At 73.1% G+C, this 25,112-nt stretch carries 24 protein-coding genes and 1 riboswitch; of the genes, 18 read left to right on the top strand and 6 right to left on the bottom strand.

The window, feature by feature from the left end:
* The first annotated feature begins 10 nt into the window (after positions 1 to 10).
* The 6 genes from AB0F61_RS22450 (at position 11) to AB0F61_RS22425 (ending at position 6,647) form a co-directional block, all read left to right on the top strand.
* Positions 11 to 544: a guanylate kinase gene (locus AB0F61_RS22450; protein WP_357812658.1), complete on the top strand. Its 534-nt coding sequence runs from the start codon at positions 11 to 13 to the stop codon at positions 542 to 544.
* Positions 545 to 605: 61 nt separating this feature from the next.
* Positions 606 to 869 carry a DNA-directed RNA polymerase subunit omega gene (gene rpoZ / locus AB0F61_RS22445; protein WP_007075826.1) on the top strand — a complete coding sequence of 88 codons (264 nt, stop codon included), beginning with the start codon at positions 606 to 608 and terminating at the stop codon, positions 867 to 869.
* Positions 870 to 883: 14 nt separating this feature from the next.
* A complete protein-coding gene (gene coaBC / locus AB0F61_RS22440) occupies positions 884 to 2,092 on the top strand; it encodes a bifunctional phosphopantothenoylcysteine decarboxylase/phosphopantothenate--cysteine ligase CoaBC (protein ID WP_357812656.1) in 1,209 nt (402 codons plus the stop codon).
* 87 nt (positions 2,093 to 2,179) lie between these two features.
* The gene (gene metK, locus AB0F61_RS22435; protein ID WP_357812654.1) at positions 2,180 to 3,373 is read left to right on the top strand and encodes a methionine adenosyltransferase; all 1,194 of its coding nucleotides are present in this window, start codon (positions 2,180 to 2,182) and stop codon (positions 3,371 to 3,373) included.
* Positions 3,374 to 3,432: 59 nt separating this feature from the next.
* Entirely contained in the window at positions 3,433 to 5,418 is a 1,986-nt protein-coding gene (locus tag AB0F61_RS22430) for a primosomal protein N' (protein WP_357812652.1), read from the top strand.
* A 245-nt stretch (positions 5,419 to 5,663) separates the two neighbouring features.
* Entirely contained in the window at positions 5,664 to 6,647 is a 984-nt protein-coding gene (locus tag AB0F61_RS22425) for an AAA family ATPase (protein WP_357812650.1), read from the top strand.
* A gap of 79 nt (positions 6,648 to 6,726) precedes the next feature.
* On the opposite strand, the gene AB0F61_RS22420 is transcribed toward AB0F61_RS22425, so the two are convergent.
* Positions 6,727 to 8,007: a hypothetical protein gene (locus tag AB0F61_RS22420; protein WP_357812648.1), complete on the bottom strand. Its 1,281-nt coding sequence runs from the start codon at positions 8,005 to 8,007 to the stop codon at positions 6,727 to 6,729.
* Positions 8,008 to 8,248: 241 nt separating this feature from the next.
* On the opposite strand from AB0F61_RS22420, the gene AB0F61_RS22415 reads away from it, so the two are divergent.
* From AB0F61_RS22415 to AB0F61_RS22400, 4 genes are all read left to right on the top strand, one after another.
* A complete protein-coding gene (locus AB0F61_RS22415) occupies positions 8,249 to 10,729 on the top strand; it encodes a tetratricopeptide repeat protein (protein ID WP_357812646.1) in 2,481 nt (826 codons plus the stop codon).
* A 191-nt stretch (positions 10,730 to 10,920) separates the two neighbouring features.
* Positions 10,921 to 11,478: a peptide deformylase gene (gene def, locus AB0F61_RS22410; protein ID WP_357812644.1), complete on the top strand. Its 558-nt coding sequence runs from the start codon at positions 10,921 to 10,923 to the stop codon at positions 11,476 to 11,478.
* A 5-nt stretch (positions 11,479 to 11,483) separates the two neighbouring features.
* Positions 11,484 to 12,410 carry a methionyl-tRNA formyltransferase gene (fmt, locus tag AB0F61_RS22405; RefSeq protein ID WP_357812642.1) on the top strand — a complete coding sequence of 309 codons (927 nt, stop codon included), beginning with the start codon at positions 11,484 to 11,486 and terminating at the stop codon, positions 12,408 to 12,410.
* Positions 12,365 to 13,843, top strand: a complete 1,479-nt coding sequence (locus AB0F61_RS22400) for a transcription antitermination factor NusB (protein WP_357812731.1) — start codon at positions 12,365 to 12,367, stop codon at positions 13,841 to 13,843. Before fmt ends, AB0F61_RS22400 begins: the two co-directional genes overlap by 46 nt.
* A gap of 46 nt (positions 13,844 to 13,889) precedes the next feature.
* Here the strand turns inward: AB0F61_RS22400 and AB0F61_RS22395 are convergent, their stop codons facing one another.
* Both AB0F61_RS22395 and AB0F61_RS22390 read right to left on the bottom strand, forming a co-directional pair.
* On the bottom strand, positions 13,890 to 14,780 hold the full coding sequence (locus tag AB0F61_RS22395) for a septum formation family protein (protein ID WP_357812640.1): 891 nt from the start codon (positions 14,778 to 14,780) through the stop codon (positions 13,890 to 13,892).
* Positions 14,781 to 14,862: 82 nt separating this feature from the next.
* Positions 14,863 to 15,753, bottom strand: a complete 891-nt coding sequence (locus AB0F61_RS22390) for a septum formation family protein (protein ID WP_357812638.1) — start codon at positions 15,751 to 15,753, stop codon at positions 14,863 to 14,865.
* A 254-nt stretch (positions 15,754 to 16,007) separates the two neighbouring features.
* On the opposite strand from AB0F61_RS22390, the gene rpe reads away from it, so the two are divergent.
* The 7 genes from rpe to ribH all read left to right on the top strand — a co-directional run bounded on the left by rpe (position 16,008) and on the right by ribH (position 22,217).
* A complete protein-coding gene (rpe, locus tag AB0F61_RS22385; RefSeq protein ID WP_357812636.1) occupies positions 16,008 to 16,688 on the top strand; it encodes a ribulose-phosphate 3-epimerase in 681 nt (226 codons plus the stop codon).
* 1 nt (position 16,689) lies between these two features.
* Positions 16,690 to 17,646 (top strand): response regulator, encoded by a 957-nt coding sequence (locus tag AB0F61_RS22380; RefSeq protein WP_357812633.1) that lies wholly within the window; start codon positions 16,690 to 16,692, stop codon positions 17,644 to 17,646.
* A gap of 77 nt (positions 17,647 to 17,723) precedes the next feature.
* Positions 17,724 to 17,895, top strand: a riboswitch (FMN riboswitch).
* 166 nt (positions 17,896 to 18,061) lie between these two features.
* A complete protein-coding gene (gene ribD, locus AB0F61_RS22375; RefSeq protein ID WP_357812631.1) occupies positions 18,062 to 19,123 on the top strand; it encodes a bifunctional diaminohydroxyphosphoribosylaminopyrimidine deaminase/5-amino-6-(5-phosphoribosylamino)uracil reductase RibD in 1,062 nt (353 codons plus the stop codon).
* Position 19,124: 1 nt separating this feature from the next.
* Positions 19,125 to 19,763: a riboflavin synthase gene (locus tag AB0F61_RS22370; RefSeq protein ID WP_357812629.1), complete on the top strand. Its 639-nt coding sequence runs from the start codon at positions 19,125 to 19,127 to the stop codon at positions 19,761 to 19,763.
* Complete coding sequence (gene pnuC, locus AB0F61_RS22365; RefSeq protein WP_357812627.1) at positions 19,763 to 20,452, top strand: nicotinamide riboside transporter PnuC; 690 nt, start codon at positions 19,763 to 19,765, stop codon at positions 20,450 to 20,452. The genes AB0F61_RS22370 and pnuC overlap by 1 nt, the downstream gene beginning before the upstream one ends.
* Positions 20,449 to 21,714: a bifunctional 3,4-dihydroxy-2-butanone-4-phosphate synthase/GTP cyclohydrolase II gene (locus tag AB0F61_RS22360; RefSeq protein WP_357812625.1), complete on the top strand. Its 1,266-nt coding sequence runs from the start codon at positions 20,449 to 20,451 to the stop codon at positions 21,712 to 21,714. Before pnuC ends, AB0F61_RS22360 begins: the two co-directional genes overlap by 4 nt.
* Before the next feature lie 2 nt (positions 21,715 to 21,716).
* The gene (gene ribH, locus AB0F61_RS22355) at positions 21,717 to 22,217 is read left to right on the top strand and encodes a 6,7-dimethyl-8-ribityllumazine synthase (RefSeq protein WP_238648758.1); all 501 of its coding nucleotides are present in this window, start codon (positions 21,717 to 21,719) and stop codon (positions 22,215 to 22,217) included.
* 24 nt (positions 22,218 to 22,241) lie between these two features.
* Here the strand turns inward: ribH and AB0F61_RS22350 are convergent, their stop codons facing one another.
* From AB0F61_RS22350 to AB0F61_RS22340, 3 genes are read right to left on the bottom strand one after another with little or no spacing between them, the layout of a single operon-like run.
* Positions 22,242 to 22,985, bottom strand: coding sequence for an amino acid ABC transporter ATP-binding protein (locus tag AB0F61_RS22350; protein ID WP_357812623.1), 744 nt, complete (start codon positions 22,983 to 22,985; stop codon positions 22,242 to 22,244).
* A 2-nt stretch (positions 22,986 to 22,987) separates the two neighbouring features.
* Positions 22,988 to 23,833, bottom strand: coding sequence for an amino acid ABC transporter permease (locus AB0F61_RS22345; protein WP_357812621.1), 846 nt, complete (start codon positions 23,831 to 23,833; stop codon positions 22,988 to 22,990).
* Positions 23,830 to 24,687, bottom strand: coding sequence for an ABC transporter substrate-binding protein (locus AB0F61_RS22340; RefSeq protein WP_357812619.1), 858 nt, complete (start codon positions 24,685 to 24,687; stop codon positions 23,830 to 23,832). The genes AB0F61_RS22345 and AB0F61_RS22340 overlap by 4 nt, the downstream gene beginning before the upstream one ends.
* Before the next feature lie 117 nt (positions 24,688 to 24,804).
* Between AB0F61_RS22340 and AB0F61_RS22335 the strand changes: the two genes are divergently transcribed.
* Positions 24,805 to 25,086 carry a phosphoribosyl-ATP diphosphatase gene (locus tag AB0F61_RS22335; RefSeq protein WP_355030129.1) on the top strand — a complete coding sequence of 94 codons (282 nt, stop codon included), beginning with the start codon at positions 24,805 to 24,807 and terminating at the stop codon, positions 25,084 to 25,086.
* Positions 25,087 to 25,112 lie beyond the last annotated feature (26 nt).

Raw genomic sequence — 25,112 nt, 5'->3', positions numbered from 1 at the left:
GAAACAAGCAGTGAGCACGGATGACGAGGCGCGCCCGGCTGCTCGGCTCACTGTCCTGGCTGGACCTTCGGGTTCCGGCAGGGAGAGTGTCGTCGAGCTGGTCCGGGCGCGTTCTCCGTCCGTGTGGATCCCGGTGCCGGCAACCACCCGGCCGCGCCGGGAGTCGGAGATCGACGGGGAGGACCGGGTCTTCCTCGCCCCCGCCGAGTTCGATCGCCGGCTCGCCGTCGGCGAGCTGCTGGAGTGGTCCCGGGTCGGCGGATACCGCCGGGGCACTCCGTACCCGCCGCTGCGCGCCCGGCTCGACGCCGGGCAGCCGGTGCTGCTCCCGCTCGACCTGCCCGGCGCCGCACTGGTGCGGGCGCGCCTGCCCGACGCGCGGCTGGTGCTGCTGAGCCCACCCGGGTACGAACCGCACCCCACCGTGTCGGCCGCCGTCACGCACACGCTCACCCACGACCACACCGAGCGGGTGGTCGACGAGCTGGTAGGCTTACTCGGTTCTTCTTATCCGGACCCGGCCTGGTCGCGCGTGCGCGGCTGAGCGCCGGCCGTTGAGACTCAGCACCGCGTGCGCGCGGCTCGAAAGACGCAGAGGTTAATTCGTGGGATCCATTGCCAACCCCGAAGGCATCACCAACCCGCCGATCGACGAGCTCCTCGAGAAGACGACGTCGAAGTACGCGCTTGTCATCTTCGCCGCCAAGCGCGCGCGCCAGGTCAACGCCTACTACAGCCAGCTCGGCGAGGGCCTGCTGGAGTACGTCGGCCCGCTCGTTGAGACCACCCCGCAGGAGAAGCCCCTCTCCATCGCCATGCGCGAGATCAACGCGGGCCTGCTCACCGCCGAGCCGACCGACCAGCCGTAAGCTCCCGCCGGCCGATGTCCGCCTCGATCGTCCTCGGGGTCGGCGGCGGCATCGCCGCCTACAAGGCGTGTGAGCTGCTGCGACTCTTCACCGAATCCGGTCACCGGGTTCGGGTCGTGCCGACCGCGTCGGCGCTCCGGTTCGTCGGGGCGCCGACCTGGGCGGCGCTCTCCGGCCAGCCGGTCGCCGACGACGTCTGGACCGACGTCCACGAGGTGCCGCACGTCCGGCTCGGCCAGCAGGCCGACCTGGTGGTGGTCGCGCCGACCACCACCGACCTGCTCGCCAAGGCCGCGCACGGGCTCGCCGACGACCTGCTGACCAACACCCTGCTGACCGCCCGCTGCCCGGTGCTGCTGGCCCCGGCCATGCACACCGAGATGTGGGAGCACCCGGCCACCGTGGCGAACGTCGCCACGCTGCGCGCCCGGGGAGTCCGGGTCATCGAGCCGGCCGTCGGGCGGCTCACCGGCGTCGACACCGGCAAGGGTCGGCTGCCCGACCCGGCGGAGATCTTCGCCGTCGCCCGCCGGGTCCTGGCCCGGGGCGACTCCGCACCCGCCGACCTGGCCGGCCGCCGGGTGGTCGTCACCGCCGGTGGCACCCGGGAGCCACTGGACCCGGTCCGCTTCCTGGGCAACCGCTCCTCCGGCAAGCAGGGTTACGCGTTCGCCCGCGCGGCTGTCGCCCGAGGCGCCCGGGTCACCCTGATCGCGGCCAACGTCTCCCTCGCCGACCCGGCCGGCGTCGACCTGGTCCGGGTCGGCACCACCGCCGAGCTGCGGGAGGCGACGCTGAAGGCCGCCGTCGAGGCCGACGCGGTGGTGATGGCGGCGGCTCCTGCCGATTTCCGGCCGGCGGCCTACGCGCCTGGCAAAATCAAGAAGTCGGACGACGGTGTCGCGCCCACCATCGAGCTCGTCACGAACCCGGACATCGCGGCGGAGCTCGGCAAGCGCAAACGACCGGAGCAACTGCTTGTGGTGTTCGCCGCCGAGACCGGCGACGCCGAGGCCAACGGCCGAGCGAAACTCGCCCGGAAGCAGGCCGACCTGATCGTCATCAACGAGGTCGGTCCCGACCTGGTCTTCGGCGCCGACACCAACACGGTGACGGTCATCGGCGCGGACGGCTCGGTCAGCCGGCTGCCCGAGCAGGCCAAGGAAGCCGTGGCCGACACCGTCTGGGATCTCGTCGTGGCGCGGTTGCCCGTCCGCTCCTGACGGGTGGAACAGAGCGCGACCGGTCCCTAGACCGACCGCAGTGGTGACTAGACTGCCGCGGAACGACCTCACACGCTTAGGAGTGCCGTGACACGCCGCCTCTTCACGTCCGAATCGGTCACGGAAGGCCACCCGGACAAGATCGCCGACCAGATCAGCGATGGCATCCTCGACGCGTTGCTAACCGAGGATCCGCACAGCCGGGTTGCGGTGGAAACCATGATCACCACCGGCCAGGTGCACATCGCCGGTGAGGTGACCACCAAGGCGTACGCCGACATCCCGACAATCGTCCGCCGGACCATCCTCGACATCGGATACGACTCGTCGAAAAAGGGCTTCGACGGCGCGTCCTGCGGCGTCAGCGTCTCCATCGGCGCCCAGTCCGAGGACATCGCGCAGGGCGTGGACAACGCCTTCGAGCTGCGTACCGGGGCGTCGGAGAGCGCGCTGGACGCACAGGGCGCCGGCGACCAGGGCATGATGTTCGGCTTCGCCTGCTCGGAGACGCCCGAGCTGATGCCGTTGCCGATCGCCCTGGCCCACCGTCTGGCCCGCCGCCTGGCCGCCGTGCGCAAGGACGGCACGATTCCCTACCTGCGGCCGGACGGCAAGACCCAGGTGACAATCGAGTACGAGGGGCTGCGTCCGGTCCGGCTGAACACCGTGGTCGTGTCCAGCCAGCACGCCGCGGACATCTCGCTGGACTCGCTGCTCACTCCCGATGTGCGCGACCACGTGATCGCCCCGGAGCTGGAGAGCCTCGGTCTGGACACCGACGGCTACCGGCTGCTCGTCAACCCGACCGGCCGGTTCGAGATCGGTGGCCCGATGGGTGACGCCGGGCTGACCGGCCGCAAGATCATCGTTGACACCTACGGCGGGTACGCCCGCCACGGCGGGGGCGCGTTCTCCGGCAAGGACCCGTCCAAGGTGGACCGCTCCGCCGCGTACGCGATGCGCTGGGTCGCCAAGAACGTCGTCGCCGCCGGTCTGGCCGAGCGGTGCGAGGCGCAGGTCGCCTACGCCATCGGCAAGGCCCACCCGGTGAGCCTGTTCATCGAGACGTTCGGCACCGAGACCGTGCCGGTCTCCTCGATCGAGAAGGCCGTCGCCGAGGTGTTCGACCTGCGTCCGGCCGCGATCATCCGGGACCTCAACCTGCTCCGCCCGATCTACCAGCAGACCGCCGCGTACGGCCACTTCGGCCGCGAGCTGCCGGACCTCACCTGGGAGAGCACCGACCGGGCCGCCGACCTCAAGTCGGCCGCGGGAGCCTGACCGCCACCACGCGTAGCGACCGGCGACCCGCGGACGGGTCGCCGGTCGCGCGCGTCTGCGTGGACGTCCCGCTGGCCCATCTGGACCGGCCGTTCGACTACCTGGTGCCGGCCGAGCTGGACGCGGTGGCGGTGCCCGGCACCCGGGTGAAGGTGCGCTTCGCCGGGCAGCTCGTCGACGGGTGGCTGCTGTCGCGCGCCGACGACTCCGGCCACACCGGCCGGCTCGCGTACCTGGAGAAGGTCGTCTCGCCGGAGCCGGTGCTGGCGCCCGAGATCGCCCGGCTGGCCCGGGCGGTCGCCGACCGGTACGCGGGCAGCCTCGCCGACGTGCTCCGGCTCGCCGTCCCACCCCGGCACGCCCGGGTCGAGAAGGAGCCCCGCGACGACGACGCGTCCACCGCGCCGGAGGCCGCCGCCGACCAGGGCACCGCGGGGCTCGCGACCGTGCGGCCCGCCGCCGCCGGCCCGACCGCGGTCGCCGGGGCCGCGGCCGTCGACCCGCGCGGCTGGCGGGACTACCCGACGGGCCCGGCGCTGCTGCGGGCGCTCACCGACGGCCGGGCGCCCCGGGCGGTCTGGTCGGCGTTGCCCGGCGAGGACTGGGCGGCCCGCTACGCCGACGCGGTGGCCGCCACCGTCGCCGGCGGGCGCGGCGCGGTGGTCGTCGTGCCCGACGCCCGCGACCTGGACCGGCTGGACGCCGCGCTCACCGGTGTGCTCGGCCCGGGGCGGCACGTCACCCTCTCCGCCGCCCTCGGGCCGGCCCGGCGCTACCGGGCGTTCCTCGCCGCCCGCCGTGGGCAGGTGCCGGTGGTGATCGGCACCCGGGCGGCGATGTTCGCCCCGGTGGACCGACTCGGTCTCGTCGCCATCTGGGACGACGGCGACGACCTGCACTCCGAACCCCGGTCGCCCTACCCGCACGCCCGCGACGTGCTGCTCACCCGTGTCCAGCTCGCCGAGGCCGGCGCGCTTGTGGGCGGGTACGCCCGCACCGCCGAGGCGCAGTTGCTGCTGGAGACCGGCTGGGCGCGGGAGGTGGTCGCCGAACGGGCCACCGTACGGGCCCGGATCCCGGCCATCGCGCCGACCGGTGACGACCCGCAACTGGCCCGCGACCCGGGGGCCGCCACCGCCCGGCTGCCCAGCCTGGCCTGGACGGCCGCCCGTGACGCCCTCCGGCAGGACCTGCCGGTGCTGGTGCAGGTGCCTCGACGCGGCTACCTGCCGTCGATCTCCTGCGCCGAGTGCCGCACCCCGGCCCGCTGCGCGCACTGCTCCGGGCCGCTCGCGCTGCCCTCGGCCGGCGGCACCCCGGCCTGCCGGTGGTGCGCCCGGGTGGCTGCCGCGTACGCCTGCCCGCAGTGCGGTGGGCGGCGGCTGCGGGCCGCGGTGACCGGCGCCCGGCGGACCGCCGAGGAGCTGGGTCGTGCGTTCCCCGGCGTGCCGGTCCGCACCTCGGGGCGCGAGGAGGTGCTGACCGACGTGCCCGGCGGCGCGGCCCTGGTGGTGACCACGCCCGGCGCCGAGCCGGTCGCCGAGGGCGGCTACGGCGCGGTGCTGCTTCTCGACTCGTGGGCCCTGCTGACCCGGGCCGACCTGCGGGCCGGTGAGGAGGCGCTGCGCCGCTGGCTGGCGGCGGCGGCCCTGGCCCGTCCGGCGCCGGCGGGCCGGGTGGTGGTGGTCGCCGACGGTGCGCTCGCCCCGGTGCAGGCGCTGCTGCGCTGGGACGCCGCCTGGTTTGCCGGCCGGGAGCTGGCCGAGCGTCGGGAGTTGGGCTTCCCGCCGGCCGTCCGGATGGCGAGCGTCACCGGCGCGGCCGAGGCGGTGGCCGACCTGCTCGCCGCGGCCCGGCTGCCCGACGACGCCGAGGTGCTCGGGCCGGTGCCGGCCGAGGAGGGCCGGGAACGGATGCTGGTCCGGGTGCCCCGGGCGCGGGCTGCCGCGCTCGCCGAGGCGCTGCACTCGGCCGCCGGTGCTCGCGCCGCCCGCAAGGCCGCCGACCCGGTTCGTCTCCAGGTCGACCCGCTGAGCCTGTTCTGAGGGGTTTCGGTAGGTGCCGGCCGGGGGTCACCCCGGCCCGCGCGGGTGGCCCTCGCACACCGCGTCCGACAAAGCGGTGGCGGTCAAGTGGTAGCATCGCCCGTCATGCCAAGGCGTACGACGGCTCCAGGTCGCGACGGAGCGTCACAGGCGCCGTGCCGGGGCCGCCGCAGGATGGCGGGAACGCGTCGGTCGGACGCGATGTCGATGATGTCTTTGAGCCGGTGAGCAGGGGTGGACCAGTCGTGACCGTTGGACAATCGATCGTCTTCAACGGCGACCTCGGCAGCGGCAAGAGCACCGTGTCGGTCGAGATCGCCAAGCGGCTCGGCATGCGCCGGGTCAGTGTGGGAGACCTCTACCGGGAGATGGCGCAGCAGCGGCAGATGACCGCTCTGCAGCTCAATCTGCACGCCGAGCTCGACCAGGCCGTCGACGGCTACGTCGACCAGCTCCAGCGGGACATCGCCGCCTCCGGTGAGCGTCTCATCATGGATTCCCGGCTGGCCTGGCACTTCTTCACCGACGCGCTCAAGGTTCACATGATCACCGAGCCGGGTGAGGCGGCCCGCCGGGTGCTCGCCCGGCCGTCCGGGCCGGCGGAGAGCTACGCCTCCCTGGAGGAGGCCAAGGCCAAGCTCCGGGAGCGCAGCGCGAGCGAGCGCAGCCGGTTCATCGTCCGTTACGGGGTGGACAAGGCCCGACTGCGCAACTACGACCTGATCTGCGACACCACCCGTGCCTCGGCGGCCGACGTGATCGAGCACATCATCGCCGCGTACGAGGGGACGCTCGGCGCTGAGGTGCTGCGCGACGGGCCGCCGCTGCTGCTGCTGGACCCGGCCCGCGTCTACCCGACCGAGGACATCGCCACCCTGCGGGGTCTGTGGGACACCGACTTCGTCGGCGACGTGGCCGAGGCCGGTGACGAGGCGCTCGAACCGCTGAAGATCGGGTTCACCGGCGAGTACTTCTTCGTCGTCGACGGTCACCGCCGGCTCAGCGCCGCCCTGCAGAACGGGTTCTCCCTGGTCCCCGCCCAACTGGTCGCCGAGGTCGACGAGCCGGTCGTGGGTGGGATGACGGCGATCGACTACTTCGCCGCCCAGGTGCGCCCCGGCCTGGTCTACGACTGGGAGGCGGCTCACAAGATCCAGCTTCCGCTGCCCGAGCCCGCGCTGCTGCGCGGTGACGCGGTGCTCGCCGGGGACCCGGCCGCCGGCGCCTGAGCCCAGCGTTGGGCCGGGCCGGCACGCGGGGTGCGCGCCGGCCCGGCCACCTGTGCGATGGGTGTGTCGAGGGGATGCCTCAGCCGAGGACCACGCCGGAGGCGCCGACGCCGGCCATGCCCGAGAAGATGTCCTCGTAGTAGAACCGCCAGGCGCAGACCCGGCCGGTGGGGACGTAGCCGGTGCAGGGCACCGAGGTGTTGGTGTCGTCGATGGCGGTGTTGGTCCCGGTCGCCCAGACCTGGAGGGTGTTCGCCGCGTTCACGATCTCCACCGGGCCGCCGCTGTCACCCTGACCGACGGCGTTGGTGCCGGTGGTGTTCTCGGCCTGGACCTGGCCGCAGACCGTGCCGAAGTTGCGCACGTTGATGCACAGGTTACGGGCCCTCACCTGGATCGAGCAGCGGGTGCCGGAGTACGCGCCGGAGGTGCACACCCAGTTGCCGACCTGGCTGGCCGACGCGCCGATCACCTGGTTGTTGAACTCACTGACCACCTGTCCGGCCGCGTCGGTGCTGTTGTTGAAGACCCGGCCGCCCCCGCTACCGTTGAGCAGCAGGGTGTCGCTGCTGACGTTACGGGCGCTGACGGTGCCGATCGTCTGCCCGGTCGGGTCGGTCGCGAGGACGTTGAGGTTGGCGCAGTGCGCGGCGGAGAGCACCCGCGTCACCCCGCCCTGCCACACGCCGAAGCCGGTCGAGCAGCCACCGCCGGTGGCGGTGTTGCGCCACGCGGCGCCACCCCACCACGGCGGGCTGTCGTCCCACCGGGTGGCCGGCGCCGCGGCGACCCCGGTCTGCACGGTCACCGGGACGCCGGCCAGAGCCGTCGCGCCGAGCAGCCCGTCCTGGGTGCCGACGAGCAGGCCGGCGCCGTCGGCGCGCGGCCCGACCGTGGTGATCTGGTTGCCGGCCTTGGCCCGCAGCCGGTCGGCCGCGGCGAAGAGTTCCCGCTGCGAGTACGGGGCGGACAGCACCTTGGTCGCGACGGTGGCCCGGGCGGTGGCCACCAGGTTGGCCGGCGGCTCTCCCTTCCAGTAGACCTGGAGCGCTCGGGTGGTGGGGTCGGCGATGACACCGGCGAAGCCGGAGTTCGCGCTGCGCTCGGCGGCGTTCGTGATCCGCGCGGCGGCGGTGTTCATGCGCTGCTGCAGCCGGAGCAGCTCCGACCAGGAGGCGAAGCCGCCGGGCACCGGTGTGCTGTCGACGAACGAACCGGTGGTGGCGGCCTTGCCTCCGGGTGCGGCGGTGGCCGGTGCGGCGGTCACGCCCGCGGCGAGCAGCGTGAGGCCGAACGCGGCGACGGCGGCGCGACGCAGCAGCGACGGGGACCGCCGGACGGTCAGATGTGGACGGATCATCAGTACCTCTTCCCCCAGGGTTTGTGGAGCGGGTCGAACCCGCACCAGGACGGTGGCACGGGACGTCGGCTCCGCGCGGCGCATCCTGGACGGCGCTGGACACCGCCGGACAGCGCCGGACGGTCCACCGTCCGGGATGGAACTGTCAGACATCGGCGCTCACCTATCGAATGGCGCTGGGGCGGAATTAGCCTGCCCGTGCGCATCCGGGGGGGCCGGGTGACCGGGGGGTGGGGGCCGGATGTCCGACCAACGGGTACCTCTCGTGCGACCGGCGGCACCGGGATCGTTCGAGGTGGCCCGCGGCGCCGCTGAGGCGCAGACGCTGCAGGAGCTGGCCGGGTTGCTACGCCAGCTACGCCGCCGCGAATCCCGTCAGCAGGGCGAGACGCCGCTGACGTACCGGCAGTTGGCCGCGAAGACCGGCTGGTCGCGCGGGATCATCGGGGAGTACTTCGCCGGCAACATCCTGCCTCCGCCGGAGCGGTTCGACGCGCTCATCAGACTGCTCGGTGCGACCCCCACCGAGCAGGGGGTGCTGGCCACGGCACGGGACCGAATCGAGGAGCGCCGTCGAAGCCCGAACCGGGACCACGCGACCACCGGACGGGTGAGCGCCGGGGCCGGCCGGGCCAGGGCCGGCGGCCCGCGCCCCGGTACGCCGTCGGCCCGGTTCCCGGTGCCCCGCCAGCTACCCCCGGCGCTTCCGGGTTTCGTCGGGCGTGCCGCCCAGCTCGCCGAGCTCGACGCCGCCTGCGCCAGCCCCGGCGGGTCGGGGGACGGCGGCATGGCGCCGGTCACCACCATGACGTTGTCCGGCACGGCCGGGGTCGGCAAGACGACGCTCGCGGTGTACTGGGCGCACCGGGTGGCCGACCGTTTCCCGGACGGCCAGCTCTACGTCGACCTGCGCGGGTTCGACTCCTCTGGAACGGTGGTGACCGCCGTCGAGGCGGTCCGGGGCTTCCTGGAGGCCCTTGAGGTGCCGCCCGAACGAATCCCCACCCACCTGCCCGCGCAGGTGGGCCTCTATCGCAGCCTGCTCGCCGGCCGCCGGATGCTGGTGCTGCTCGACAACGCCCGCGACGTCGACCAGGTCCGACCCCTGCTGGTCGGCAACCCGAGCTGCCTGGTCCTGGTCACCAGCCGCAACCGGCTCGCCGGTCTGATCGCCGCCGACGGCGCCCGGCCGATCGGTGTCGGCCTGCTCAGCACCGTCGAGGCCTGGCAACTGTTGGCCCGGCGGCTCGGCGAGGACCGGTTGGCGGCCGAACCGCAGGCGGTGGACGAGATCATCGAGCGGTGTGCGCGGCTGCCGCTGGCGCTTGCGGTGCTCGCCGCCAGAGGCGCGGCGAATCCCGCCTTCGGCCTGTCCACCCTCGCCCACGAGCTGCGCGAGGCGCCGCACCCGCTGGACTCGTTCGACGGTGGCGACGCCGGCACCGACGTGCAGGCGGTCTTCTCCTGGTCGTACCGGAGCCTGACACCCGCGGCGGCGCGCCTGTTCCGGCTGTTCGGCTGCCATCCGGGGCCGGAGATCGGGGTCGCCGCGGCGGCCAGCCTGGCCGGGCTGCCCCGCGACCAGGTGCCTCGACTGCTGGCGGAGCTCGCCCACGCCCACCTGGTCACCGAGCAGGCCCCCGGCCGGTTCGGCGCGCACGACCTCCTCCGGGCGTACGCGGCGGAGCTGGCCGAACGTCTCGAGCCGGCGGAAGCCCGGCGGGCCGCGATCCGGCGTGGGCTGGACCACTACCTGCACACCGCCCACGCGGCCGCGCTGCTGCTGCAACCGGGCCGGGACCCGGTCACCCTGGCCGCCGCCCCACCGGGCGTGCTACCCGAGGAGATCACCAACCACGGTCAGGCGCTGGCCTGGTTCACCATCGAGTACCCGGTGCTGCTGGCGGCGGTCGCACACGCCAGACGTGCCGGGTTCGACGGCCACGCCTGGCAGTTGGCCTGGACACTCGTGGACTTCCTGCAACGTCGGGGGCGGTGGACGGACCTGGCCGTCGCCCAGCGGGCCGCCCTGGCCGGGGCGCGGCGGGCGGGCGACCGGCTCGGGCAGGCGAACGCCCACCGCGACCTGGCCCGGGTGCTCTCCCGGCTGGGGCAGGTGGACGAGGCAGCCCGGAACTACCGCCAGGCCCTGGTGCTCTTCGAGGCGATGGGTGACCACACCGGGCAGGCGCGTACCCACCGGGCGTTCGGCGCGATGCTCGACGGGCTCGGCCGTTACGCCGAGGCGCTGGACCACGGACAGCGGGCGCTGGTGCTGTACCGGGCCGCCCGCCATTCGGCCGGGGAGGCCAGCGCCCGCAACGCGGTGGGGTGGGCACACGCCCAGCTCGGCCAGTACGGGCCCGCGCTCGCGCACTGCGAGCAGGCGCTGACGCTGCTGCGCCCGACCGGCGACCGGCACGGTGAGGCGAACACCTGGGACAGCCTCGGCTTCATCCACGCCCGGCTGGGTGACCACCGCGCGGCGATCCGCTGTTACCAGCGGGCGCTCGGGTTGTACCGGCGGATCAGCGACCGCTACGACGAGGCGGACACCCTGTCCCGGCTCGGCGAGAGCCGACACGCGGCGGGTGACACGGCCGGTGCCGTACGCACCTGGCGGCGGGCCCTGGGCATCCTCGACGACCTCGGCCACCCCGACGTCGAGCGGGTACGTGACCTGCTGGCCCGCGCGACGGCCAGGCGCTCGGCGCCGGGCTGACCCTCGCCCACGAGCTGGTCGGACGTCGGCGAGGTGCCGCCGCCGGGCGCGCTCGGCCGGCACCCGGCCGCCGGCCGGTGACGCTCGGCACACCGGCGGTGGCCGATCGAGGTACGCCGGCCGGTGTGCGGCCGGGCACTCCGTAGACTGGTACGGCACCGCCCGTCCACCTGTCGAAGGAGCCATCCCGCGTGACCGTTCAGCCCATCCGTCTTTTTGGGGATCCGGTGCTGCGCACGCCGGCCGATCCGGTGGTCGACTTCGACGCCGAGCTGCGTCGGCTGGTCGCCGACCTGACCGACACCATGCGTGAGCAGAACGGCGCCGGTCTGGCCGCGCCGCAGCTCGGCGTGAGTCTGCGGGTGTTCACCTTCGACGTCGACGACGTGCTCGGGCACCTGATCAATCCGGTGCTCGAGTTTCCCGACGAGGAGGAGCAGGACGGCCCGGAGGGCTGCCTGTCGATCCCCGGGCTCTACTTCGACACCAAGCGTCGGCAGAATGTCGTCGCCAAGGGCTTCAGCTCCTTCGGAGACCCGGTGCAGATCGTCGGCACCGGCCTGATGGCGCGTTGCGTCCAGCACGAGACCGACCACCTCGACGGGGTGCTCTTCCTGGACCGACTGGACCAGGAGGGGCGCAAGGAAGCCATGAAGGCGATCCGTCAGGCCGACTGGTACGACGCGGCGGCCCCACCCACGGTCAAGCTGAGCCCGCACCTCAGCGACCCGTTCGGTCTGGGCCGGTGACCCCGATGCGTGTGATCTTCGCCGGTACGCCGGCCGTCGCCGTGCCCGCCCTGGCCGCCGTCGCCGCCTCCCGGCACGACCTGCTCGCCGTGGTCACCCGGCCGGACGCGCCCGCCGGGCGTGGGCGTGGCCTGTCCCGTTCCCCGGTGGGTGAGTGGGCCGACGCGCAGGGCGTCGAGGTGCTCACGCCGGCCCGCCCCCGCGACCCCGAGTTCCTCGACCGGCTGCGCGAGCTCGCACCGGACTGCGTGCCGGTGGTCGCCTACGGCGCGCTGGTGCCGCCGGCCGCCCTGGAGATCCCCCGGCACGGCTGGATCAACCTGCACTTCTCGTTGCTGCCCGCGTGGCGTGGCGCCGCTCCCGTGCAGCACGCCGTGCTGCACGGTGACGAGCTGACCGGGGCCAGCGTCTTCCAACTGGAGGAGGGCCTGGACACCGGCCCGGTCTACGGCACCCTGACCGACGAGATCCGGGCCGCCGACACCTCCGGTGACCTGCTGGAACGGCTCGCCGACTCCGGTGCCGGGCTGCTGGTGGCGGTGCTCGACGCGATCGCCGACGGCACCGCCCGCGCCGAGCCGCAGCCGGCCGACGGGGTGTCGCTGGCACCGAAGTTGACAGTGGACGACGCCCGGGTGCGCTGGGGTGACCCGGCGTTCGCCGTGGACCGCCGGATCCGGGCCTGCACCCCGGCCCCGGGCGGCTGGACCACGTTCCGCGGCGAGCGGGTGAAGCTCGGCCCGGTCGTGCCGGTGCCCGACGGCCCCGACCTGAAGCCGGGGGAGCTGCTTGTGGAGAAGGCCCGGGTGCTGGCCGGCACGGCTACCGTGCCGGTGCGCCTCGGTGAGGTCCGCGCCGCGGGCAAGCGGGCCATGGGCGCGACCGACTGGGCGCGCGGCGTCCGGGTCGGCGCAGGAGAGGACTTCGCGTGACAGCCCCGGAGGGCACCCGACCCACCCGCTCCGGCCCGCCCCCGGGTCGCGGCGGGGACCGCCGGCCGGTCCGGCCACCGATGGACCGCCCGCGCCGCGCGGCGTACGAGGCGGTGGCCGCGGTGCACCGCGACGACGCGTTCGCCAACCTGGTGCTGCCCATCATCCTGCGGGAGGAGGGGCTGTTCGGCCGGGACGCGGCCTTCGCCACCGAGCTGACCTACGGCACCCTGCGCAACCTGGGCACGTTGGACGCGATCCTGACCGACGCCGCCGGCCGGGACGTGGCCCGGATCGACCCACCGGTCCGCGACGCGCTGCGGCTCGGGGCGTACCAACTCCTGCACACCCGGGTGCCCGCGCACGCCGCGGTCTCGTCGACGGTGGACCTGGTCCGTTCGGTCGCGCCGGGCGCGACGGGCTTCGCCAACGCGGTGCTGCGCGAGGTGTCCAGCCGGGACGCGGACGCCTGGGTGGCGAAACTCGCCCCACCGATGGAGACCGACCCGGTCGGGCACCTGGCGTTGGCGTACAGCCACCCGCAGTGGATCGTGCGGGCCTTCTCCGAGGCGCTCGGCGGCGATCTCGGTGAGACGGCCCGGCTCCTGATCGAGGACAATGAGCGCCCCCCGGTGCACCTGTGTGCCCGGCCCGGCCTGATCGACCCGATCGAGCTGGCCGACCAGGTCGGCGGGGCGCCCGGCGCCTTCTCGCCGTACACCGTCTATCTGCCCGGCGGCGCGCCGGGCGACATCCCGGCGGTGGTCGACGGCCGTGCCCACATCCAGGACGAGGGCTCCCAGCTCGTCGCGGCGGCACTCGCCGACGCGCCGCTGGACGGCCCGGACGGGCGGTGGCTGGACCTGTGCGCCGGCCCGGGCGGCAAGGCCGGCCTGCTCGGCGCGCTGGCCGCGCAGCGGGGCGCGCGGGTGACAGCGGTGGAGGTGGCCGAGCACCGCGCCCGGCTGGTCTCCCTGGCGACCCGCGACCTGCCGGTGACCGTCCTGGCTATGGACGGCCGTGACGTCGGCGGCGACCCGAAGCTGCCGGAGCAGCACTTCGACCGGGTGCTGGTGGACGCCCCCTGCACGGGGCTGGGCTCGCTGCGGCGTCGGCCGGAGTCGCGGTGGCGTCGCCAACCGTCCGACCTGCCGCCGCTGACCCGGCTGCAACGGGAGTTGCTGGGTGCGGCGTTGCGGGCGGTCCGCCCGGGTGGTCTGGTCGCCTACGTGACCTGTTCGCCGCACACGGTCGAGACGCACGTGACGGTGACCGAGGCGGCCCGCCGCAGTGGCGTCGCTGTGGACTTCGTCGACGCCCGCCCGCTGCTGCCGGCAGGCATGCCCGGTCTGGGGGACGGGCCGACGGTGCAACTCTGGCCGCACCGGCACGGTACCGACGCGATGTTCCTCGCCGTCCTGCGCCGAGGCTGACGGGTCCACGTCCGGCCGGTCACCCGATCGGCCGGACCTGGGACGCTCAGGTGACCGGGAGTCCCTTGGTGCCGGCGTTGCGCATCGAGCGGGTCAGGTTCCGGTCGGAGATCCAGAGGAAGCACTGCACGCCGCGGTTGCCGTTCTTCCACTCCTCCTCGTACGGCTGGTAGTAGATCGTGCCGGCGCGGAAGTCGAGCTGGGAGTTGTCCGGCACCTTGGCGTACCTGGCGATCATCGTCTGGCAGGCCCGGTGGGTCTTCTTCACGGTGCGGGAAAACTCGGCGTAGCTGATCTCCGGGGCCTGCCAGACCCCGACGAACTCGGCGTGGTGCTTGGCGGTGCAGGAGACCGGCAGCATCTCGTCGATGTCGTCCTTGACCACCTTCGGGTTGAAACAGCGGTACGCCAGGGGTGCCGCGCCGGACAGGGCACCACGGAGGCTGCCGGTGCGCGGGCCGACAGTGGTGTCGTCGATGCTGGCGATCTCGCTGACGTCGCAGCGGTACCAGCGGGCACCACCCGCCCAGGCCTGCGGCGACGGCAGCACCACGGTCAGGCCGAGCCGCCCGGAACGCCAGTCGGCGCCCACCGCCTTGTTGACCGCCGTGTCGCACCCGGCCTGCGCGGCCCGCATGCCCACCGACCCGGGCTGCGGGGGTGTGCCCGGTTCGGCGTTCGGGCCGGTGAGCGTGCCGACGTGCATGGTCTCGACGAGGTGCGACTCGGTGCACGCCGTCGGGTTGTAGCCGGTCAGGAAGCCGACCTGCTGCGAGGTCAGGTGGCAGACGTCGGCGGCGGGCACGAACTGCTGCGCCGCGACGGGCGCTGGCCAGTCGTCGACGAGGTCACGGTCGACCCCGGCGGGTGCGCTGCACCCGGCCAGCATCAGGGCCAGGGCCGCACCCCCGGCGTACGCCGCCCACCACCGTCGCATCCCTGACCTCCCGCCACTGTGGCCTCCAGCCGGACCCAGCCCGTCGGTAGCGCCACGGCGCAGCAGCATACGGCACCGGTGCTCAGCTGGCGGGCAGTCCCTCGGGGCCGGCGCCGCGCATCGAACGGGTGAGTTTGCGGTCGTCGCTCCACAGGAAACAGCGCACCCCACGGTCGCCCTCCTCCCACTCCCGTTGCGAGGGCGGGTAGTAGATGGACCCGGCCCGGTACGGCAGGTCCTTGTTGTTCGGCACGGCCGCGTACTCGGCGATCAATCCCATGCAGCGTTGGTGTGACTGCGCGGCGGAGCGGGTGAACTCCGCCCAACTGGCGTCGCGTTCCTGGTAGACGCCCACGAACTCGGCGCGGTGCGGCTCGGTGCAGAGCACCGGTGCCATGTAGTTGAGGTTGTCGCCGATCAGCTTGGGGTCGAAGCAGCGGTGGGTCAGCGGGCTGTCGCCGATCAACGCGCCGCGCAGGCTCCCGGTGCGGTTCACCGGGCGGGTGTTGTCGATGCTGCCGGTCTCGCTGAGGTCGCAGCGGAACCAGCGTGCGCCGCCGGCCCAGGCCGGTGCCGAGGGCAGCGCCAGGGACAGCGTCAGCCGGGCCGTGTGCCAGTCGCCGCCGAGCACCTCCCGGGCCCGCTGGTCGCACTCGGCGCGGGCCGTGCGCAGCGCCGACGATCCGGGCGCCGGCCGGGTCTCGGTAAGCGCCTCGGGCCCGACGAAGGTGCCGACGTGGATGGCCTCGGCCAGGTGGTTGCGCGCGCAGTCCACGGTCTCGTAGGTGCTGGCCTGCACCACAGCGGTGATCCGGGGCAGGCAGGTGTCGGTGGCGGGGGTGAACGGCGTCGGGTCCCGCAGCGCCGGCCAGTCGTCGGTGAGATCACCGTCCGCGCCCCGCGCCGGCGTGCAGCCGGCCAGCAGCATCGTCGTGACGCCGGCCAGCACCAGCGCTGGGAGCCACCGTCGCATCGTCCGCCCTTCCGGGAGCTGGCGGCCGGTCATCGCGCCCCGCGGCGAAACCCCGGCGGGTGGGCGCCCTTCGGCACCGTCCCGATTGGAGTGTCGTCGCGTTTCCGTCGATCGGCCAGCCACTCATGTCTGTTCGTCCGGATTCGGCAGTCCGGAGCGCCTAATTCTGCACCACTGGTCACTGTCGCATCACAACGCGTCGGAGTTGGTGCCGCGATGCGGGTGACGGGTGACCGCGTTCGTACACTGGCCCCGTGACCGTACCGCCGCCGATCGTCGCGCCGAGCATCCTGGCCGCCGATTTTGCCCGCCTCGCCGAAGAGGTCCGTGCCGTCGAGGACGCCGCGGACTGGTTGCACGTCGACGTGATGGACAACCATTTCGTGCCGAACCTGACCATCGGGTTGCCGGTGGTGCAGAGCCTGCGGGCGGTCACCGCGATGCCGTTCGACGTGCACCTGATGATCGAGGATCCGCGCCGGTGGGCCCCCGGTTACGCCGACGCGGGGGCGTACAACGTCACCTTCCACGCGGAGGCGGCCGACGACCCGGTGGCGCTGGCCAAGGACCTGCGCTCGGCGGGCGCGAAGGCCGGCCTGGCCATCGACCGGGACACCCCGATCGAGCCGTACCTGGATCTGCTGCCCAGCTTCGACACCCTGCTGATCATGACGATCAAGGCGGGCTTCGGCGGGCAGCGGTTCATCCCGCAACTGCTGGACAAGGTCCGCACCGCCCGCCGACACGTCGACGCCGGCCACCTGGAGCTGCGCATCGAGGTGGACGGGGGGATCGCCGCCGACACCATCGAGCAGGCGGCCGCCGCCGGGGCCGACGCGTTCGTGGCCGGCACCGCCGTGTACGGCGCCGCCGACCCGGCGGAGGCGGTGCGGCACCTGCGGGCACTCGCGGAACGCGCGGCTCCCGGGGCCTGAGGTGGAGCCCGAGGTCGACCGCAAGGACATCATCCTCGTCGTCGACGACGACGAGGACATCGCTCGTTTCGTCGAGTTCAACCTGCGGTTGCACGGCTTCGAGGTGATCCACGCCAGCGACGGCCAGGAGGCACTGGAGGTCATCGAGCGCCAACGACCGGACCTGGCGGTGGTCGACCTCATGATGCCCCGCATCGACGGGCTGGAGCTGACCCGGCGGCTGCGCGCCGACCCGATGACCTCCGCCCTGCCGGTGATCATGCTGACGGCCAAGGGAATGACAGTCGACAAGGTGCACGGGCTCAGCGCCGGCGCCGACGACTACCTGGTCAAGCCGTTCGACACCGCCGAGCTGGTGGCCCGGGTCTCGTCCACCCTGCGCCGCAACAAGGAGTTCCGGGAGGTGTCCCCGCTGACCGGGCTGCCCGGCAACAGCCGGATCCGCCGGGAGATCAGCGACCGGGTCCGGCACGGCGTGGACTACGCGGTCGGCTACATCGACATCGACCGCTTCAAGAGCGTCAACGACAGGTACGGCTTCGTCCGCGGCGACGATTTCATCTCCGCGCTGGCCCGCAGCCTGCACCGGGCCGTGGTGGCGGTGGGGCTGCCACCGGCCTTCCTCGGTCACGTGGGCGGCGACGACTTCGTCATCGTCTGCGCCCCGGACCAGGTCCGGCCACTGACGTCCCGTGCGGTCGTCGACTTCGAGAAGTCGGCCGACACGCTCTACGACGCCACCGACCGCGAGCGCGGTTTCGTCGAGCTGAAGGACCGGCGCGGCACCATCCGCCGCGCCGCCCTGGTCACGCTCTCCATCGGGGTGTCCCTCTCCGACGCCGGCAAGCGGTTCACCGACCCCCTCGAAGCGATCGCGGTGGCCTCGGAGATGAAGACGGTCGCCAAGAGCCAACCGGGGTCGTACGTCGCGGTGGACCGGCGCCGTGGTGTCACGTGAGCATGACGCCCCTGTGAAGTAGCTCGCGTGGGTGGCGACGCACCCCCGTCGGCGTGTAAGACTGCCCTGTACCCACCACGCGCTGGCGGGACTCGGTGAAATTCCGAACCGGCGGTGATCCACGGCTTCAACCGTGGTCAGCCCGCGACCCGGACGGCTCTGCCGCCCGGTGGACCTGGTGAAAATCCGGGGCCGACGGTTGGGAGCGGTTCGTCCGCTCCCAGAAAGTCCGGATGGGAGACAGCGCGCGGGACGGACGGGTCCGAGCCGGCCGCTGGCTTCAGCGTGCCGTGCCGACCCTCCGGGGGCGGCTGTGCCGTTCCCGGAATCCGCCACCGCCTGCCCGCGGCCCCATGGCCGCAGCCTCCCTGACCGCCAGCGCGCGGACCGGCGAGTGAGAAGGCAGGGCAGGGCGATGGCCAGCGTCTCCGTCGACGAGGCGATGCGGCGTGCGATCGAGTTGGCGGCACGCGGGCTCGGCACCACCAGTCCCAACCCGGTGGTCGGCTGCGTGCTGCTCGACGAGGACGGCCAGGTCGTGGGCGAGGGCTTCCACGCGTACGCCGGCGGACCGCACGCCGAGATCGTCGCGCTGGCCCAGGCCGGGCGACGCGCCAAGGGCGGCACCGCGGTCGTCACTCTGGAACCGTGCGACCACACCGGCCGCACCGGCCCCTGCAGTTCCGCGCTCGTCCAGGCCGGGGTCTCCCGGGTGGTCATCGCCGTGCCCGACCCCAACCCGGTCGCGTCCGGGGGCGCCGCCACCCTGCGCGCCGCCGGGGTCCGGGTCGATCTCGGGGTACGCGGCGAGGAGGCCGAGGCCGGCAACGTCGCCTGGCTGACCTCGATGCGCCGCGGCTGGCCGTACGTCATCTGGAAGTACGCCGCCACGCTCGACGGGCGCTCCGCCGCGGCGGACGGCACCAGCATGTGGATCACCTCGGAGGCGGCCCGGATCGACGTGCACGCGCTGCGCGGCACCGTCGACGCGGTGCTCGCCGGGGTGGGCACCGTGCTCGCCGACGACCCCCGGTTGACCGCCCGCAACCTGCGCGACGGCAGCCTGGCCATCCGGCAGCCGCTGCGGGTGGTGGTGGACAGCTCGGGGCGTACCCCGGTTGACGCCCGGGTCCGCGACGGCGCCGCGCGGACGTGGATCGCGACCGCCGACGAGGTCGGGGCCGGCCCGGACGGCCGGGTCGACCTGTCGGCGCTGCTCGCGGCGCTGCACCAGCGCGGGATCCGCGCGGTGCTGCTGGAGGGCGGCCCCCGACTGGCCGGCGCGTTCCTGCGGGCCGGCCTGGTCGACAAGATCGTCTCCTACGTCGCGCCCCGGCTGCTCGGCGCCGGCCCGACCGCCCTTGTCGACGCGGGAGTGACCACCATCGCCGAGGCCATCGATCTGGAGTTCGTCGACGTTACGCAGATCGGTCCGGATCTCCGGATCACCGCTTTGCCCCGCAAAAGGGAGGGCTGACATGTTCACCGGCATTATCGAGGAGTTGGGCGAGATCGTCCGGGTCACGGCGACGGCGGGCGATTCGGCGCTTGTCGCCGTACGCGGTCCGCTCGTCACGTCCGACGCCCGCCACGGCGACTCCATCGCGGTCAACGGCGTCTGCCTGACCGTCGTGGACGTCACCGACGGGGTCTTCACCGCCGACGTGATGGGGGAGACGCTGCGCCGCTCCGCGCTGGGCGCGCTGAGCGTCGGCGACCCGGTCAACCTGGAGCGGGCCGCCGCCCTCGGCAGCCGACTCGGCGGGCACCTCGTGCAGGGCCACGTCGACGGCGTCGGTGAGCTGATCTCCCGGGAGCCGGCCGAGCAGTGGGAGACCGTCCGGTTCCGGCTGCCCGCCGCGCTGTCCCGGTACGTGGTGGAGAAGGGCTCGATCACCATCGACGGCGTCTCGCTGACCGTGGCCGCCGTCGGCGCGGACGAGTTCGCCGTCGGGTTGATCCCGACCACGCTCAAGCTGACCACGCTCGGCGCCAAGGGTGTCGGCGACCCGGTCAACCTGGAGGTCGACGTGCTGGCCAAGTACGTCGAGCGGCTGCTCGGCAACCGGCTCACCGACGCCCCCGGGGCGGCCGTGGACCCGAGCGAGGTGGCCTGATGGGTCCGCTCGGTTGGTTGCTGGACGCCCAGGTGGAGGTGGCCGGCTCGCCGGTGCTGGCCCGGGAGATCGTCGGCAACGCCTTCGGACTGGTCTCCGCGCTGCTCGGGCTGCGCCGGCTGGTCTGGGCGTGGCCGGTCGGGATGGTCGGCAACGCGCTGCTGCTCACCGTCTTCCTCGGCGGGGTGTTCGCCACCCCGCAGGAGCACGACCTGTACGGGCAGGCCGGCCGGCAGGTGTTCTTCTTCGCGGTGAGCGTCTACGGCTGGTGGCGCTGGCAGCGCAACCGTCGCGCCGACGCCGGTCAGGCGGCGGTCGTCCCGCGCTGGGCCACCGGGCGGGAGCGGCTGATGCTGCTGCTGACCGCGGTGGTCGGCACCGCCGCGGCGTACCCGGTGCTCAAGGCGCTGGGCTCGTGGGGTCCGCTGCCCGACGCCTGGATCCTCACCGGCAGCCTGCTGGCCACCTACGGCATGGCCCGTGGCTGGGTGGAGTTCTGGCTGCTCTGGATCGCGGTGGACGCGGTCGGCGTGCCGCTGCTGCTGCGCGGCGGCTTCTATCCGTCGGCGGCCATGTACCTGGTCTACGGCGCCATCTGCGCCTGGGGCTTCGCCGCCTGGTGGCGCACCTCGCGCGCCACCCGGCCGACGCCCGTCCGCACGCCCATCTACACGGAGGCAGTAGCGTGACCAGCTTCGGGGATATCGAGCAGGCGATCGCGGAGATCGCCGCCGGCCGGCCGGTCGTCGTGGTCGACGACGCCGATCGGGAGAACGAGGGCGACCTGATCTTCGCGGCCGAGCTGGCCACGCCGGAGCTGATGGCGTTCATGGTGCGCTACACGTCCGGGTACGTCTGCGTGGCGTTGACCGAGCGCGAGGCCGACCGCCTCGACCTGCCGCCGATGCACCACACCAACCAGGACCGGCGCGGCACCGCGTACACGGTGACCGTGGACGCCCGGGAGGGGATCAGCACCGGCATCTCGGCGGCCGACCGCGCGCACACCAGCCGGCTGCTCGCCGGCGCGGCGACCGACCCGACCGACCTGGCCCGGCCCGGTCACGTGGTGCCGCTGCGCGCCCGCGAGGGCGGGGTGTTGCGCCGACCCGGGCACACCGAGGCGGGGATCGACCTGACCCGGCTGGCCGGGCTGCGCCCGGCGGGCGTGCTCTGCGAGCTGATCAACGACGACGGCACCATGATGCGGGTGCCGGACCTGGAGAAGTTCTGCGCCGAGCACGGCCTCACGCTGATCACCATCGCCGACCTGATCGCCTACCGGCGGCGTACCGAGAAGCAGGTCGAACTGGTCGCGGACGCCCGGATGCCCACCCGGCACGGGGTGTTCCGGGCGCTGGGCTACCGCGCCGCGCACGACCCGGCCGAACACGTCGCCATGGTGCTGGGTGACCTCGGCGACGGCCAGGACGTGCTGGTCCGGGTGCACTCGGAGTGCCTGACCGGGGACGTGTTCGGCTCGCTGCGCTGCGACTGCGGGCCGCAGTTGGACGCCGCGCTGGCCCGCGTCGCCCGCGAGGGCCGGGGCGTGGTGCTCTACGTGCGCGGCCACGAGGGGCGCGGCATCGGGCTGCTGCACAAGCTGCAGGCGTACCAGTTGCAGGACGCCGGCCGCGACACCGTCGACGCCAACCTCGACCTGGGCCTGCCGGCCGACGCCCGTGACTACGGCACCGGCGCGCAGATCCTCTACGACCTGGGCGTGCGCTCGATGCGCCTGCTCACCAACAACCCGGCCAAGCGGGCCGGGCTGGAGGGGTACGGGTTGACCATCACCGGCCGGGAGGGGCTGCCGGCCGGCGCGCACCCGGAGAACCTGCGCTACCTGCGCACCAAGCGGGACCGGATGGGTCACCTGCTGGACGAGTTGGACGAGGTGTCCGAGGCGCCGCTGGGGCGCCCGGTCGCCAACGACGAGATCGGAGCATGACGATGGCGGGTTTCGGTGAGCCGGGAGTCGACGCGGTGGACGCCGCGGGGTTGACCGTCGGGATCGTGGCCGCGCGGTGGCATGGTGACCTGACCGACCACATGCTGGAGCGGGCCGTGGCCGCCGCCGAGGCGTGCGGGGCCCGTTCCGTCGTCGCCCGGGTGGCCGGCTCGGTCGAGTTGCCGGTGGTGGCCCAGGCCCTCGCGCGCCGCTGTGACGTGGTTGTCGCTCTCGGCGTGGTGGTCCGCGGTTCCACCGCGCACTTCGACTACGTCTGCCGCTCGGTGACCGACGGGTTGACCCGGGTGGCGCTTGACGAGGGCAAGCCGGTGGCGCACGGGGTGCTGACCGTGGAGACCATCGAGCAGGCCCGCGACCGGGCCGGTCTGCCCGGCTCGGCCGAGGACAAGGGCTGGGCCGCCACCGTGGCCGCGCTCGACGCCGCGCTGGCCGTACGCACGGTGGCGGCGGGCAACGCCCAGCGGGTCGGCTTCGGCGGCTGACGCGGCTTCACCGGCGGCCGGGTCTCAGAGGCGGCCAGCCTCGATGATCCGGCGCAGGAACTGCCGGGTCCGGGGCTGGCTCGGCTCGCCGAGCACCTGCTCCGGCGGGCCGCTCTCGACCACCCGCCCGGCGTCGAGGAAGCAGACCTGGTCGGCGACCTCACGGGCGAAGCCCATCTCGTGGGTGGCGAGCACCATGGTCATGCCGTCGGCCTTCAGGTCCCGGATCATCGCCAGCACCTCGCCGACGAGTTCCGGGTCCAACGCGGAGGTGATCTCGTCGAGCAGCATCAGTCGAGGTGAGTTCGCCAGTGCCCGGACGATCGCCACCCGCTGCTGCTGCCCGCCGGAGAGCCGGTCCGGGTAGGCGTCCGCCCGGGCACCGAGACCCACCCGGTCGAGCAACTCCCGGGCCTGCGCCTCCGCCTCCGCCCGGGCCCGCCGGTGTACGCGCCGCGGCGCCAGGGTGATGTTGTCCAACACGCTCAGGTGCGGGAAGAGGTTGTACGCCTGGAACACCATCCCGATCCGCCGGCGGACCCGGTCCGGGTCCACCCGGGGATCGGAGATGTCCTCCCCGTCCAGCTCGATGGTGCCGTCGTCGAGGTCGTCCAGGAGGTTCACACAGCGCAGCAGGGTGGACTTACCCGAACCGGAGGCCCCGATCAGCGCGACCACCTGATGCTCGGCGACCGTCAGGTCGAGGTGGTCGAGCACGACCCGGCCCGCGAACTCCTTGCGCAGGCCCCGGCAGCGCAGCACAGCCATGGTCAGCCTCCCGACTGTCGGCGGGCCGCGCGCAGCGTCACCCAGTCGGTGACCGCGATCAGTGGGATCGCGAGCAGCACGAAGAGCACCCCCGCCACCACGTACGGCGTGTAGTTGAAGGTCTGGGCGGTGGCGATCTGGGCGGCGCGGACCGCGTCGATCGGCCCGGCGAGCGAGACCAGCCCGACGTCCTTCTGCAACGCCACCACGTCGTTGAGCAGCGGTGGCGCCACCCGGCGGACGGCCTGCGGCAGGACCACGTGCCGCATCGTCTGCCGGTAGGTCAGGCCCAGCGAACGGGCCGCCGCGAGCTGGCTGGGATGCACCGACTCGATGCCGGCCCGGAACACCTCAGCGAGGTAACCGCCGTAGGTGAGGACCAACGCGATCCCACCCAGCACCAGCACCGGCGGCATGCCCTGCAGGCGCAGCCCCGGCACGCCGAGGGTGAGCAGGTACAGCACGATGATCAGCGGTAGGCCGCGGAAGGTGTAGGTGTAGCCGGCGGCCAGCGCCCGGACCGGGAAGAAGACCGGCCCGCGCAGCGTCCGCAGCACGGCGATCACCAGCCCGAGCAGCAGCGCGCCGACCGCACAGCAGACCAGCAGTCGGACGTTGAGCCAGAGCCCGCTCAACACCGCCGGCAGCGCGTCGCGGGCGATCGTCGGGTCCAGGAACGACTGCCGGACCCGGTCCCAGCCGGGCGCGCCCGTCACCGCGACGACAAGCAGCGTGCCGAGCACCGCCGTGGAGCAGGCCGCGACAAGCACGCTGTAGACGGTCTGCCGCCTCCGGTACGCCGACCGCCGCCGCTGCGCCTCGGAGGGAACGTGATCGAGCGGGGTCACCGCAGCTCGGCCGCTCCCGCCACCTGCGCGAGCCACTTCTGCTCCAGCTGCTTCAGCGTGCCCGCCTCGCTGAGCTGACCGACGGCGCCGGTGACGCAGGAGGTCAGCGGCGAGTTCTTGTCCAGCAGCAACCCGAAGGCCTCGGGCGTGCCGACCTGCGGCACCTGCCCGACGATCGTCGCGTCGGTGATCTCCGCGCCGGTGATGTAGAAGGCGGTCGGCAGGTCCACCACCAGACCGTCGACCTGCCCGTTCTGCAGGGCCTTCTTGGCGTCGTCGTTGCTGTTGTAGACCTGAGGCTTCCTGGTCGGCTTGAGCACGTCGGTGATCGCCTGGTAGCTGGTGGTGCCGACCTGGGCGCCGAGCCGGGCGTCACGGAGTTCCGCCAACGACTTCCGGCCGGCGATCTTGGAGGACTTCAACGCGATCACGGTCTGCCGGACCAGGTAGTACGGTGCGGAGAAGTCGACAGCCCGCTTGCGCTCCTCGGTGATGGAGAACTGGTTGATGTCGAAGTCGAAGTCCTTCGGTCCGGGTGCGATGGCGGTGTCGAACTTGACCCGGGTCCAGGTGACATCCGCGTGGGCGTAGCCGAGCTTCTCGGCCACCGCGTACGCGACGGCGGATTCGAAGCCCTCGCCGTTGTCCGGCTTGTCCTTGGCGAACCACGGCTCGTAAGCGGGTTGGTCGGTGGCGATGGTGAGCTTGCCCGGCGTACGCGTGGGCAGGCTGTCCTTGGCGCAGGACGCGATGACAGTGGGGGTCGGTTTCTCGACCTGTGGCGCGCATCCGGCGGTGGCTACGACGACGGCACCGGCGAGGGTGAGCGCGAGGAGACGTGAGCTGCTGGCCATGGCCGACAGCGTAGAGGTATCGATCGGTCTGCTTGGGGCTTTATCCCACCATGTTGATAGGGAATTGTCCGCTTGCTGGATTTCGGCGGACCCGGACGCGGGGTGTCGTCCCGGCGGCTGGAAGAATCGTCGACCGTGAAGACGTTCGAGGAGTTGTTCGCCGAGCTGCAGGCCAAGGCCGCCGCCGGCACCCCGGGCTCGGGCACCGTCGCCGCCCTGGAGAAGGGCGTGCACTTCATCGGCAAGAAGGTCGTCGAGGAGGCGGCCGAGTCGTGGATGGCCGCCGAGCACGAGGGGCCGGAGCGCACCGCCGAGGAGATCTCCCAGTTGCTCTACCAGGTCCAGGTGCTCATGCTCGCCAGCGGTCTCGACCTCAAGGACGTCTACCGACATCTGTGAGTGCCCCTCACCCCGTTGATCGCCAT

The organism is Micromonospora sp. NPDC023888 (assembly GCF_040639415.1).
Classification (GTDB): Bacteria; Actinomycetota; Actinomycetes; order Mycobacteriales; family Micromonosporaceae; genus Micromonospora.
Note: the sequence above shows the minus strand (reverse complement) of the source record. Positions and strands in the feature narration are given on the sequence as shown.